Below are 13,112 nucleotides of genomic sequence, written 5' to 3'. Positions count from 1 at the left end.
TTTTCCCTTCAGCCCCGCTAGAGGATTGAAACAAAAAAGCCCTCTCCGGATATGGAGAGGGCTTTTAATTATTGTCCTGGCAATGTGAAGATAGTGGAACGGATTGGCGGCTGTTGTCGTCATTTGTGGATGCGGCCGGAGAATGGAGAGGGAGGAAGAGAAATGAAGTTCAAAGCGTTATATTTGTTTGCGGGAATTGGCGGTGGAGCCCTTGGGTTTCAGCAGGCACGGGAGGAATGGAAAGGCGTCGTCGGAACAGTTGAGACGCTGGCCGGGATCGACTGCGACTCCGAAGCCTGCGCGGACTTTGAACTGATCACCGGATCCCCAGCCATCCAGATGGACTTGTTCAGTCGGCAGCAGTACATCGATTTTCATGGGGAGGAGCCACCGGAGGATTGGCAGGAAGTGACGCCGTTTGAACTTTGGCAGGCGGTCGGCGGAGAGTATCCGGATATTATTTTCACTAGTCCACCTTGCAAAGGTTTTTCAGGATTGTTGTCGCAGAAAAATTCACAATCAAAAAAATACCAGGCATTAAATCAATTGACAGTTCGAGGAATAGAGCTATGCCTAAAAGCATTTGAAGAAGATTTGCCAGCACTGATTTTGTTGGAAAACGTTCCAAGAATAACGAGCAGAGGAATTTTTCTTTTAAATCGGATTAAGAAACTACTCAGGAAATATGGCTACGCAGTATCAGACGGGTATCATGATTGCGGGGCGATTGGTGGTCTGGCGCAACACCGGAAGCGATACCTCCTAATTGCCCGACATGAAAAGAAGGTTCCAGCGTTTGTGTACCATCCGCCTGTGAAGCCCATGCAGACCATAGGCGATGTGATCGGAACCTTGCCCTTGCCGGATGATCCCATTGGCGGAAAGATGCACAAGTTGCCACGGCTTCAGGAGAAAACCTGGCAACGATTAGCGTTTATTCGTCCAGGATATGACTGGCGCGACTTGCAACAGGCACCAAAGGAACTGCAACTAGGATGTAAGCCTCGTTCAGGTACATATGGCATTATCCGTTGGAATGAACCGGCCCCGACCGTGACCGGATCCGCCGATATTCATGCGGGGACTGCAGCAGTTGCAGATCCACGCAATCTGGAAATGAACAAGGAAGAATTGATTCTCGGGAAGGACGGAACTTGGCATAGACCGCTAACAACTTTAGAATTGGCGGTACTCCAAGGCTTCCCAGCCATCATCAATGGGAAACCGCTGGAATTGGCGGGCAAAAACGAGCAACGATGGCGGGAAAGGATCGGGAATGCAGTGCCCCCACAAGCAGCTCGGGCAATTGCGGAAACGATGCTTCGGACATTGATGCCGGCTAAAGAGAAGGAATGGGTGATGGCTGCGGAACCAATCTGGGTTCAACCAGACATGAGAATCCAATACAGCATATGAGGAGGGAGAACCGTGAGAATAGTAGTTCCTGGCCGACCGATTCCATACAAACGTATGACTCAAAGAGGAAAGTTTGTTAAAAGAGATGCTCAAAGATACTTAGGTTATAAGGATTATGTAAGACTTTGTGCTACACGCGCAATGGCAAACGCAAAAATGAAGATGATCAAGCGAGGTATTCCAATCGAATTTGGTTGCAGGGTTTATTTGAAAGGTAGTTTGGACGGGGATCTTTCAAATTATGTGAAAAGCTTAGAAGATGCATTAAATTTGGTTGTTTTCGAGGATGACAGATGGATTGTTCGTTATTTGTATGCTGAAAAAGTATTTGTAAAGACGAAGGATGAAGAACGGGCAGAAATTGAAGCGCGGGAGGTAAAAGTGAAAAAGCACTCTGAAAAGATTTTAGTGGACCGTAAACGGTGGGAAGAATTGCAAGAGCTAGAAAGACAAGTGAAACATTTGCTTGAGAAAATGAAAAAGGGCCTCAGCAGTTAAAGAGACCCTTCCATAAAGAGGCAAAGCAAAAGCTAATTTGTTTAATTATACCACACCAGGAGGGATCAGGATGGGAGCAGTTCAATTGGATGCAAAAAACCGGGAGAACAAAATTACATGGAGGTGGATTCCCTCTCTTCCTTCTCTGTATGTAGTGACTCCCGGTTTTTTATAAAGAAAAAGCCGCCTAAGAGGGCGCTTTTCTCGTTAGATTATTTCTGGGGTTTTTCGTCGCTCAACTTCTCTATATAGAGCGGACCGACTAACACCGGTTATTTCGCATATCTCTTTGACGGTCATTCCGTTTTGTTCCCGCTCATTAAATAATTTGATGGCGTGTTTCATTCCGGCGTGTTTATCATGATACTTCTTTAGTCGTCCTTTATATTTGCCGGCGCGTTTTGCGCGTTCAATTCCGGCGCGTTGACGTTCAAGCATGATTTCACGTTCAAACTCAGCAAATCCAGCAAACATGGTAAGCATCAATTTACCTGTAGGTGTAGAGACATCGACTTGCATTCCGCCGAAGTTTAAAACGACCATAGCAACGCCTTTTTTGTTTAGTTCATTTGCGATATTCAACGCGTCAACCGTAGACCGAGCGAATCGGTCTAATTTTGTGAAAACGATCTTGTCGCCCGGTTGAACGGTATTAAGCAGTTTTTGAAGCTCTTTCCGTTCATCTGCACTTTTACCGCTGACATGTTCTTGATAGATGACATCACATCCATACTTATTTAGCTTGTCTATTTGTAAATTGATATCCTGGTGACTGGTTGAAACACGAGCATAGCCATAAACAGTCATGAAATCACCTCTATTTTGAGATATGTATTTGGGACGCTGTGATTATTATAATATCGTATCCGCCGGAGTGTTTCAATAGACCACGATCTCATCAAATCTTATCAGGAATGGATGAAGCACCGAGGGAATCCAGAAACAGACCGCCTGTTTGTCACCCGTGAAGGCAGGCCGATGAGCCGCCAGGCCATTCATCAACAGCTTGATAGATATTTCAAAGTCCTTGACGATAAAGAAGTGTCTGCCCACTGCCTCCGCCATACCTTCTGCAAGAGTCTTATCGACCAAGGAGTAGCCATCCAAAACGTAGCTGCTTTGGCTGGTCATGAGTCCATCGAAACCACCCGGAGATACACGACACCATCAGAAAAAGAACTTCGGAAAGCTGTGGAGCTCATCAGCGAAGAAAGGTGATTTATAGTCAGGTTAAGTGGGCATATCATCTGGGGCGTTGGTATCCCCGTATGTAAGTTACAATAGTAAATGGATTGGACACTACATTGTAGATTTTGATTGCCCAGCTTTATGCTGGGTTGTTTTCTGTCCACCAACCGAGATTACTATACTGAAGTAAAGCGATGGAGCACTGATACCACTCCAAATACTAGAGGTCGCGTTGGTAGTGGTAGTTGGTGACATCAACCCCAGTCTCCAGATGGTTTGTGTTTTTAATCCACCGCTGACGGGTCGGGAGGTACATGATGAGAGCCGGCATGTTGGCCGAAAAGGTTAAGTCCACCCCACGGAGCAATGTGAGCGTTTCTCTAGATGATTAAGTTCATCGGTGACGAATTGTCCAGACGCCATATAAAGAAACCCGTCCAGGTTGTAGACCCTGGGCGGGTTTCTTTTTGTGATGTCTGGGTAGGTTTGTCACCAGCTTGATTATTAAACAATAATTTCCATTTCGTTATTTACCCAAAAGATTGAGTGGTAAGGTCATTGGTCGTTAATGCCCCTATGTTGCACCTAAGTGAACCATCAGTTTTCTTTATGGAATGCCATAAAAGATCAGTATTTTATAAACATTTGCCAACCGTTTATTATATAAGATACCTAAATAAACAGGGAGATTTGGATATGCCAAATATGAATCGGTGATACACCCATCATCTTCAGTGTTGAACAACAGACAGTAGACGGATACCCTTAACCATTCGAAACCCCAAGTAGCACGAGTAGGCACGTCCTTTATTTTCAATTATGTAAAACGCTTACACCCATCAGGCAGGTGATCAGAGTGAATATTCAAAATATTAAATATATATTATATCATATTGAAATCGATTTCAATACAGGCGAGAACATCGGTGATAGTAAGGATACGATTTTCAACGATTTCGGGAGGAGGGTGTTGATAGCTCGCAAAATGAAGGGAATCTTTATCCGTTAACGTTGAGATGGATCTCAAGTAATTCAAATCATTCATGGTGACGGAACAAAAATAAAACATTTGGAGGGGGAAAACGAACGTGAACAGAAGTGTAAATATTGCCAATCGTTTGGACCGTTTGCCTGTTTCTTCTGTACACAAAAATGTATTGTATGCTCTTGCGTTCGCGTATTTCTTTGAACTTGGGGATTTAAATACTTTTGCTTACGCGGCGCCGGCTCTTATAAAACATTGGGACCTGTCAATCAGTACGATCGCTTTCATCACGTCTATCTCTTTTCTTGGCATGTTTCTGGGATCCACAGTCGGCGGATGGTTTGCAGATCAATTTGGCCGTAAAAAGGGGTTAATGGTAACCGTTACATTTTTCTCTTTGTTTTCCTTACTGAGTGCGGTTGCGTGGAATCCTTTCACATTGGGAATGTTCCGATTTTTAACCGGTATTGGTCTCTCCGCGATGACAGTCATTGCGAATACTTATATCAGCGAGTTTTTCCCGGCATCCGTTCGAGGAAAATATCAAGCATTGTGTGTCACAATCGGTTTGTGTGGGATTCCGATCACATCATGGGTTTCCCGACTCGTGATACCGTTAGGTCCCTGGGGGTGGAGAATGATCTTTGTTTGGGGAGCCCTGGGAATCTTCTTTGTTCTTCTAGCCAGAAAAATGGAGGAGTCCCCCAGATGGTTTGAAAAACGAGGAAGGTTCGAAGAGGCAAATGCGGCCATGGAACGAATTGAAGCGGCTGTGGTCCGGGAAAAAGGTTCGATTCCGGTTCCTAAAGCTGCACGCGAAGCAAAAGCGATACAATCGGTACCGGTTTCTGAATTGTTTCATCCAACCTATCGCGGGAGAACTGCTTTGTTGCTGGCGGTCTGGATTTTCCAAACGCTTGGTTTCTATGCTTTTGGTTCGTGGGTACCTACCCTGTTGGTCAAACAAGGATTTTCAGTTGAAAATTCACTAACCTATTCTGCCATAAGCTCGCTGGGTGCTCCGATTGGTGCGTTGCTTGGGTCCATGATCTCTGACCGCATGGAACGGAAATGGGCGCTGACACTCTTGTCCGTAGTCATTATGATTGTGGGGTTATTGTACGGAATGACATTTACCCCGATCTTCATTATGGTATGCGGATTTTTAGTTCATATGTTTGAGAGAACGTTTTCTTCCATTTTGTATGCGTATACACCCGAGATGTTTCCGACAGAAGCAAGGGCTTCTGGTAGTGGTCTCACCTATGGAGTGGGACGCTTGGCGAATATTGTAGGTCCGATCATGATTGGATATCTCTATACTGGATACGGATATACAAGTGTGTTTGTTTTGATTGCCGCTTGTTGGCTTGCCGTTGCCTTTTCAGTTGGTATTTTTGGTCCTCTCACAAGGAAGCGAAGCTTGGAAGATTTAAGCCAAAGCCAAATTGACACCCATCCTTCTGTCACCTCTGGATTCAGAGATATTAAGCAATAGAATTCATTAAAACAGGGCCCATTATCATCAAAGGGGGCAGGTTGTTGACAAAGTTTGCGGGTCCGAATTTCCCGTCTCTGCTCCACACTTGACGGGAAATTCGGACCCGCTCCCAAGCGGTTCAACTACTTTGTCAGTCTCAGCCCATGAATCAAAGGTCTCTTTTTCTTGTTCACGTTCTGCATGGGAACTGCCTAGGATGGGAGTGTCACGAAGCTTGGGCTAAACCGACTACGAATCAAAAGTGCCCCATAAGGGTTCATGAAGCATACAGACAAAGGGGAGGCCATTCTCTTCAGTGGCGGTCTGCCGATGATCCATTTATGTGAAAGTTATATCGTGCGTAATGGTTAGGACTCCTTAGGAGACATTGTACACTGTAGGGGACATTCTAGGGGAATTCAAGAGATCAGCAAAGACAGCTGAGTATCCTGAAGAGGAAATCCGATAGATAACATACCGGATCAGGAGAATAGAGTGGAACACATTTTACATCGTGCGGAAAGTGCGATGGACTGTATAGTTCAATCTCCCCTGCTGTTTGATTGTGATTCGGATAGCAAGAATTCGATAAACGATTTAACAAACGTTAATTCCAAGGAAGTGTCTCGATAGAGTAGCCATGTATCTCGAGTCAATGGAGTGCCGTCTGCCGAACGGATCGGCATGGTAAAGAAATCATCTTCATCCAATAAACAAATACCTGGAAGAATGGCATATCCCAGCCCGTTTCTAACCATTGCTTTGCAGGTATCCATCTGATCAACTTCCATTGTGATTGTGGGTGGATGGGAAAATGTTTTTTGCCACCAATGATCAATCAAAGTTTTTAAGGTGATATCGGTTTCATAATTAATACGGGGCAACATCGGCAGCTCTTCTAACACCAGTTCTTCTTTTGCCGCAATACAAATCGTTTCTTTATGTAACAAATACTTTTGACCTTGCCAGTCGTAATTTCCTCTTACAATGCCGAGATGAACTTCCTCTTTGTGTAACATGGGAGGGATTTCAACACTCCATCCGGTTTTTAAATTGATATCCACATTTGGATAGTGACTCAGGAATTTTTTTAAGATAATAGGAAGCTTATAACGAGCGTAGATGCCTGAAACCCCTAATCGTAAAGTCCCCTTCACTTTGTTATTCATATTTGCGATATATTCCTTCACATTTCTTAATTTCGAAATCATTTGGTTTGCGTATTCAACCAGGTATTCTCCTTCAGGTGTGAACTCCACTCCTTTTTTTCCCCTCAAGACGATTTTCGTTTCAAATTCTTTCTCCAGTTGTTGCAGACGATAGGTAAGGGCAGGCTGGGAAATATACAATCGTTCGGCAGCTTTTGTTATATTGCGTTCTTCATATAGTGTTTTTAAAATGATCCAGTCTTTCTCTTCCATCTTTACTTTCCTCCAATAAACATAAATTTAATTTATGATTAACTATAAAAAAGAAATATTTTATTTATTTTATACATTACACTACAATATCCTTAGCAGTCAAATCATCCGTCACTGCTCAAACAAAGAACGGGTTAAAAAAGGGTGGGACAGATGAAGAAAGAGATTCCTTGCACGATTATGCGGGGAGGAACCAGTAAAGGTTTGTTCTTTATAGAAGAGGATCTTCCTGAAGATCTAAGTACCCGCCAGGAAATACTCTTAAAAGTATTTGGTAGCCCTGACCCGTACGGACGACAAATTGACGGTCTGGGCGGTGGCACTTCCACTACCAGTAAAGTAGCCATTATCAGCAAGCGAAAAGGGGAGAAAAATACAGTCAATTATACTTTCGGGCAAGTGGATATCACAGCCCCTTTGATCGATATGAGGGGAAATTGCGGCAATATTTCCTCCGCGGTCGGACCTTTTTCAATTGATAAGGGTCTTGTTGAAGAGATTAAGGAACCCATTACGAAAGTCAGGATCTATAACACAAATACCCGAAAATATATCATTGCACATGTTCCGGTCAAGGGTGGTAAAACGGATTACGATGGGGATTTTTGCATTCCCGGTGTACCAACCAAAGGAAATAAAATTCGTCTTGATTTTCTGGAGCCAGGGGGAGCCGTGACAGGTCGCCTGTTGCCCACAAACCATACGGTGGACATACTCGAAACGAAATACGGCAAGGTAGAAGTATCCATTGTCGACGCAGCCAATCCATGTGTTTTTGTACGGGCAAAAGACCTTGGATTAACCGGCATTGAATTTCCGAAAGATCTCGATCAAAATCCACAACTTCTTGACCGAGTCCTCGATATACGGGCGGTTGCGGCCACAAAAATAGGCTTGGCAACTAATATTGAAGATGCCAAAGTAAAAAGCCCGGCCGTACCCAAGATTTGTTTTATTTCTGAATCATCAGACTATATATCGAATTCAGGCGAATTGATCGACAAGGGTGATGTCGATCTGGTAGCGAGAATGATGTCGATGGGAAAACTCCACCCTTCCTTTGCCATTACCGGAGGTATTTGCTTGGCAGTCGCCGCCAAAATAAACGGAACGCTCGTCAATCAGATCGTTCATTCGAAACGAGACGAAAACGATGTAGTTAGAATCGGTCATTGTGATGGGGTCATGGAAGTGGGGGCTGAGGTTCAACAAGTGAACGGTCAATGGCAGGCCGTATATGGAACTGTGTATCGAACTGCTCGGTGCTTGATGAATGGAAGCGTATGTTTATCAAGCACTTCTGTTTATACAAAATGATTCAATCAAGGTGGTGTGATCCAATGGAGAACAAACATTTATGTAAACGGTTGTAGTGGCTGTGGGGACAGGAAACGTTGCGATGAAAGCTGCGTTGGCTGCTCGCGAGTAAGGAGAAGATGCAATTGTCTTGGACCGTTCAAGATACAAGACGCATCTTGCAAGGTATCTCAAAGACAAAGTCAGAAACGGGTCACTCTTACTTAAACCAAGGTAATGCATTAAATAAGGGGACAGGACAATATGTGTAAAAATATACCAATATTTGAAGAGACGTGGGATATAAGGACCTGTGAGGAATGGAGTGACGACTCCGGCTTTGGGGTTTGGAGTGTTATTTACGTACCCGCATGGAGCGGGGACTATATCTGGGAAAATTGTCAAAGACAATACAGAGAAAGTGATGGTGGGGAAAGATGCGAAAATCTCAGTAATATATAAAGCAAACATTTAACGAGGAAACCATCAATTCGGGCTGTTGGGTTCGCAAGTCGGATGTGCACTTCAATCCTGCTGATGGGGAAGCTGATCCAAGTTTTGTGGAAACAGCTGGGGTTTGTTGGCGGTCCCTTCACAGATTGAGGGCACATTGATTCATCCGCTCAAAAAGCCGAGCGCAGATTCTCCGAACATCAAGATCGATCATTGTGATGGGATTCTGGAAGGCAGCCCAATACGAGGAAGGAGCATGGATTTTGGTCTATGGGACGGTCAGGTTGTCTGATGGATGGAAAAATCTATGTATAACGCCTAACCCATTTATGACGGAGGTGCCTTCGATGAATCAAACGAACAATCATCAAACATTCAAGCAGGCCCCTCTTATGAAAACTGATGTGGTTGTAGTAGGAGCAGGAAACGCAGCTATGTGTGCTGCATTAGCAGCGAGAGAAAAAGGAGTCAATGTAATTGTTTTGGAAAAGGCTCCACAAAACAAACGGGGTGGAAATACGTTTTTTACGGATGGAGCCATTCGCTTTGCTTATAACGGTATCAATGATATCAGGAAAATTATACCGAGTATTACTGATGCAGAAGCTGCGAAAATGAATATACCAGCATACAGTGAAGAAGATTACTACAATGATCTCATGAGAGTAACTGAGGGGAAAAGTGATCCCGAATTAGCGAAACAATTAGTCACAAAATCTTACGAGACTATTTTATGGATGCAAAACCATGGAGTCAGTTTTGAACTTAATTACGAGAATCAATCATTTGAGAAAGATGGAAAGCGACATTTCTGGGGTGGTCTTCCTGTAAGAACACAAAATAAGGGCATTGGCCTTGTGCAACAATTAAATGCGCGTATGCAAGAACTAGGCGTCGATATCTGGTATGAATCACGTGCCATAAAGCTAGTGACTGAAAATAATCAAATTACATCCGTTATAGTGCAACAAGGTGATAGAGAGATTACTGTACATACACGTGCAGTTATCTTAGCTTGTGGTGGCTTCGAGGCGAATAAAGAAATGCGTACCAAGTACTTGGGTTCCGAGTGGCAAGCAGCGATTGTAAGAGGAAGCGAGTACAATACTGGTGATGGACTTGAAATGGCCTTAGCGATAGGAGCCAACAGATACGGTGATTGGTCTGGATGTCATTCTATAGCAACGGACTATAACGCACCAAAAGTTGGTGATTTTTCTAAACCAGGTGATATTTACAAGAAGTCTTCATTTCCTCTTGGTCTTATGATCAATAAAAATGGGGAGAGGTTCGTGGATGAAGGTGCTGATTTTCGAAATTATACCTATGCTAAGTATGGACGTGAAGTTTTAAAGCAGCCTGATCATATCGCTTTTCAAATATTTGACGCGCAGGTACGCCACTTGTTGCGTCCTGAGTACAACCTTGAGGAAGCCACCTCTTACCAAGCTAACAGCTTGGAGGAACTGGCTGATTTGATTCCAGTCAATAAAGCCCAATTTTTAAAAACAATTAAGGATTACAACATGGCTGTACAAGAAGGGACGTATAATCCTGCAGTTAAGGATGGTAAAGGAACCAAGGGAATCACTCCACCAAAATCAAACTGGGCCTTGCGTATTGATCAACCTCCATTCTATGCCTTCCCGGTTACTTGTGGAATTACTTTCACCTACGGTGGATTGCATGTTAGCCCAGTCGGTGAAGTATTAAACAAGGAAGGAAAACCTATAGTTGGACTCTTTGCTGCTGGTGAAATGATTGGTGGAATCTTCTACGAAAATTATCCGGGTGGGTCAGGATTGATGTCGGGCGCAGTTTTTGGAAAATTAGCCGGTGCATCTGCGGCCCGCTATGCTCAAGAGAAGGCGATTAAAAACTAAATTTTAAAATTAATTGATAACTAATGAATAGAATGCTTTTGAACTACAAAATTGTGTAGTGAGGTATTTGGATAACCAAGGTTCAATAAAACTGTATACGGGGTATCAAGGTGAACATATATTTGTGCATCCGTTTCTCAAATAGCCTTGTTCGTTCCGTGTTGTTGTCGTGCTCAATCTAATTACCGCCCATTGAGGAGCAGGAAATTAAGCAAGCAGGAGAAACGTTGGTTATATAATTAAGGCTTATTAAATTCCTCAGTAGAGCAGGCACCAAAAGGTGCCTGCTCGAAACACTCGATGCTACCGTATTCGACCTAATAAAAAACGAAGGCGTCCAACCATCGGACGCCTATATACCAAGTTCCTTTTTTAGCTTATCAAGCGTGATTTTTTCCCCGTCATTCCGCTTTTCCCTTTGTTTTTTATTGATAGGCATATTATCCATACCCTTTGTGGGATCTAAACTCATCTAGCAAAACGCTTCTTGTCGCAAACACTATAGTAATAGCATCTTTGACATTGCGATTTCTTTACCTCAACGTATGTTCTACCCCGATCGTCCACCTTCCGCATTTTCTCGATGGTTTCCCTTAATTCATTTTTCAAGCGAAAGTCCCAATTAAAGAGATATCGCCGTCCATCTGCGTAGCGTATTTCACCGCTTTCCACTGGTAGCTTATATACCGCTTCGGCAAGCCTCATATACGATGCTAACTGCATCTTATGGCTATGATACGGGTAATCTCGTCCACTTGGGAGGTATGTAGACTTGATCTCAACGATATGTAGACGATCATTGTTGCGCCATATTTCATCAGGTTTTCCCTTCAGCCCCCACTCGGTTTCAATCCTCTAGAAGAGGTGTAACCATTTTGACTGCATGCGTCTGAAACCCTTGACACGCTTGAGGTTCAATATCGTTTTTCGAGCACCTTCGTTTTTTAAAGCGCATTTAAGTTATTTTTTATGTATCAAGTCAAAACGGAGTGGCTTTTTCCTTTATTTCATGCGGGTTTCAGCTTTTACGAGCAACCCCGGGGATTTTTGACATATCAAGGCGCTCGATAAATCCTTGTATGAACATCAAAAATATCAACTAATATCAGTCTACAAAAAAATAAAATTCTTGTAAACCTTCAGTTCTAATATTACAGCCCTCTCCGGGAAATGGAGAGGGCTGTTTTTGTAATCCTCCAGAAGAGGAAAATCCCACCTTTAGGTTCATGCTGACATTTCTTTTTGTTTATCCTTGCGGAAGATTCCCATTAATCCTGCAATTACAAGGAACACGGTTGCTAATACATAGAACATCGCGATGCTAATTAATACGCCGATCCCTGAAATCAGCATCAAAGTACCGCTGATCTTTGGATTGATCTTTACTACAATTGCTCCTACGATTGCCAAGATGGAAAAAAGGAAAGCTCCCCAACCTAACCCGGTTACCTCCGATGTGCTGCCTGAAACAGCCTCATCCACAGCTCCAAAAAAGATAGCAAACAGTGCACCACCAAAACCGAAAATCCCACCGATAAGCCCAAGAACAAATTCTGTTGTCCGGCTCATTGTCTATCCTCCTTATTGCACTTTGATTTCAAACTCAACCTTTTTGGTGTTCATAAAATCGGACGACATCACTTCGCCTAAATCCATTTTGATTTCTTTGACTGACTTGGGGTCCAGACGGTCATTATTATTGGTCAAGAAAGTTAGAACGCCATTTTGTTTGACACCGCCTGCAATCTCGCCACCAACTGAATCACCCATAAACATGTTGGCGTTTAATTGCTTATCGCCGACAACGATTTTCCCTTCTTAATCAGGCCAGGCATGTGACCGAAACCCCTGACACGCTTGAGGGTCAACACCGTTTTTCGGCACCTTCTTTAAGTTTGGAATGGGTAGACAGCACAAGTAACCTAAGGGATTGATGAACTGTTTTTTTAAGTATTAAATATACAGATCTTCGAGAAATTGTTTAAATGTTTTCCTTACCACTACAACAGCTTCCGGATTAAATTTATTTTCACGGAAAAGATCCTGTGCTGCATGATTTGAGTCTACCCAAACAATAATAGGGTCATTTTCGTTATTGGCTGGGTAAAAGAAACAATACTGATTGATTGATGAATCAAAAGCGAACGGAATGAGTTTGTCTTTGCTTTGAATTGATTCATCCTCATCCAATCTGACGTCATATTCTTCAATCATTTGGTCTGGCAAATAAAACCCATCCAGTTGAAGGGGATATGGGTAACCTTTTGCCTTTATGTATATTTCTCCTTCAAGATTTTCCGGCATGTCATATTGGCTATAGAATCTTACAAAGTCTGGTGGCAATTTTATTTCACAATGTTCTTCCACTTCAGCCAATTCATCATCAGCAGGTTTCTCAGTTTCCTCTAATATCCGAAATTCAATCATATTTTTTTCACCTCATTTTAATCCACGGGTACCAAAGAAAAGGGTAAACAGTGCACCACCGAACC

The 13,112-nt window shown here is 43.2% G+C and carries 13 protein-coding genes; 7 read left to right on the top strand and 6 right to left on the bottom strand.

The features are described from left to right. Positions 1–162: 162 nt before the first annotated feature. Both I8U23_RS02265 and I8U23_RS02260 read left to right on the top strand, forming a co-directional pair. Entirely contained in the window at positions 163–1,416 is a 1,254-nt protein-coding gene (locus I8U23_RS02265; RefSeq protein ID WP_037998487.1) for a DNA cytosine methyltransferase, read from the top strand. Positions 1,417–1,428: 12 nt separating this feature from the next. Further along, positions 1,429–1,914 (top strand): RusA family crossover junction endodeoxyribonuclease, encoded by a 486-nt coding sequence (locus I8U23_RS02260; RefSeq protein WP_037998490.1) that lies wholly within the window; start codon positions 1,429–1,431, stop codon positions 1,912–1,914. Positions 1,915–2,121: 207 nt separating this feature from the next. Here the strand turns inward: I8U23_RS02260 and I8U23_RS02255 are convergent, their stop codons facing one another. Then, a complete protein-coding gene (locus I8U23_RS02255; protein WP_198050685.1) occupies positions 2,122–2,721 on the bottom strand; it encodes a recombinase family protein in 600 nt (199 codons plus the stop codon). A 111-nt stretch (positions 2,722–2,832) separates the two neighbouring features. Between I8U23_RS02255 and I8U23_RS13680 the strand changes: the two genes are divergently transcribed. From I8U23_RS13680 to I8U23_RS02240, 3 genes are all read left to right on the top strand, one after another. Next, positions 2,833–3,132 carry a tyrosine-type recombinase/integrase gene (locus I8U23_RS13680; RefSeq protein ID WP_370526872.1) on the top strand — a complete coding sequence of 100 codons (300 nt, stop codon included), beginning with the start codon at positions 2,833–2,835 and terminating at the stop codon, positions 3,130–3,132. Between the two features lie 208 nt (positions 3,133–3,340). Continuing rightward, positions 3,341–3,451, top strand: a complete 111-nt coding sequence (locus I8U23_RS13675) for an ectoine synthase (RefSeq protein ID WP_370526886.1) — start codon at positions 3,341–3,343, stop codon at positions 3,449–3,451. 739 nt (positions 3,452–4,190) lie between these two features. Continuing rightward, positions 4,191–5,585, top strand: coding sequence for an MFS transporter (locus I8U23_RS02240; RefSeq protein WP_370526871.1), 1,395 nt, complete (start codon positions 4,191–4,193; stop codon positions 5,583–5,585). Positions 5,586–6,109: 524 nt separating this feature from the next. Here I8U23_RS02240 and I8U23_RS02235 read toward each other — a convergent pair. Beyond that, a complete protein-coding gene (locus I8U23_RS02235; protein WP_198050683.1) occupies positions 6,110–6,988 on the bottom strand; it encodes a LysR family transcriptional regulator in 879 nt (292 codons plus the stop codon). Positions 6,989–7,141: 153 nt separating this feature from the next. Here I8U23_RS02235 and I8U23_RS02230 point away from each other — a divergent pair, with 153 nt between their 5' ends. After that, entirely contained in the window at positions 7,142–8,305 is a 1,164-nt protein-coding gene (locus I8U23_RS02230) for a 2-methylaconitate cis-trans isomerase PrpF family protein (RefSeq protein ID WP_198050682.1), read from the top strand. A gap of 779 nt (positions 8,306–9,084) precedes the next feature. Next, entirely contained in the window at positions 9,085–10,620 is a 1,536-nt protein-coding gene (gene tcuA, locus I8U23_RS02225; protein WP_198050681.1) for an FAD-dependent tricarballylate dehydrogenase TcuA, read from the top strand. A 468-nt stretch (positions 10,621–11,088) separates the two neighbouring features. Here the strand turns inward: tcuA and I8U23_RS13670 are convergent, their stop codons facing one another. The 4 genes from I8U23_RS13670 to I8U23_RS02205 form a co-directional block, all read right to left on the bottom strand. Continuing rightward, the gene (locus I8U23_RS13670) at positions 11,089–11,454 is read right to left on the bottom strand and encodes a CRISPR-associated protein Cas4 (protein ID WP_370526885.1); all 366 of its coding nucleotides are present in this window, start codon (positions 11,452–11,454) and stop codon (positions 11,089–11,091) included. Between the two features lie 390 nt (positions 11,455–11,844). Next, complete coding sequence (locus I8U23_RS02215) at positions 11,845–12,189, bottom strand: DUF4064 domain-containing protein (RefSeq protein WP_198050680.1); 345 nt, start codon at positions 12,187–12,189, stop codon at positions 11,845–11,847. A 12-nt stretch (positions 12,190–12,201) separates the two neighbouring features. Continuing rightward, positions 12,202–12,396, bottom strand: a complete 195-nt coding sequence (locus I8U23_RS02210) for a hypothetical protein (RefSeq protein WP_181821632.1) — start codon at positions 12,394–12,396, stop codon at positions 12,202–12,204. A 177-nt stretch (positions 12,397–12,573) separates the two neighbouring features. After that, entirely contained in the window at positions 12,574–13,047 is a 474-nt protein-coding gene (locus I8U23_RS02205) for an SMI1/KNR4 family protein (RefSeq protein ID WP_198050679.1), read from the bottom strand. Positions 13,048–13,112 lie beyond the last annotated feature (65 nt).

This window comes from Thermoactinomyces sp. CICC 10735, from assembly GCF_016055175.1.
In the GTDB taxonomy this organism is placed as follows: Bacteria; Bacillota; Bacilli; order Thermoactinomycetales; family Thermoactinomycetaceae; genus Thermoactinomyces; species Thermoactinomyces vulgaris.
The sequence above is the reverse complement of the archived record's forward strand: the minus strand, read 5'-3'. Positions and strand labels throughout refer to the sequence as shown.

Coding starts and splice junctions, on each gene's coding strand:
- I8U23_RS02210 (WP_181821632.1), bottom strand. CDS start 12,396: ATGTTTATGGGTGATTCAGTTGGTGGCGAGATTGCAGGCGGTGTCAAA.
- I8U23_RS02235 (WP_198050683.1), bottom strand. CDS start 6,988: ATGGAAGAGAAAGACTGGATCATTTTAAAAACACTATATGAAGAACGC.
- I8U23_RS02255 (WP_198050685.1), bottom strand. CDS start 2,721: ATGACTGTTTATGGCTATGCTCGTGTTTCAACCAGTCACCAGGATATC.
- I8U23_RS02215 (WP_198050680.1), bottom strand. CDS start 12,189: ATGAGCCGGACAACAGAATTTGTTCTTGGGCTTATCGGTGGGATTTTC.
- I8U23_RS02265 (WP_037998487.1), top strand. CDS start 163: ATGAAGTTCAAAGCGTTATATTTGTTTGCGGGAATTGGCGGTGGAGCC.
- I8U23_RS13680 (WP_370526872.1), top strand. CDS start 2,833: ATGAAGCACCGAGGGAATCCAGAAACAGACCGCCTGTTTGTCACCCGT.
- tcuA (WP_198050681.1), top strand. CDS start 9,085: ATGAATCAAACGAACAATCATCAAACATTCAAGCAGGCCCCTCTTATG.
- I8U23_RS02205 (WP_198050679.1), bottom strand. CDS start 13,047: ATGATTGAATTTCGGATATTAGAGGAAACTGAGAAACCTGCTGATGAT.
- I8U23_RS02230 (WP_198050682.1), top strand. CDS start 7,142: ATGAAGAAAGAGATTCCTTGCACGATTATGCGGGGAGGAACCAGTAAA.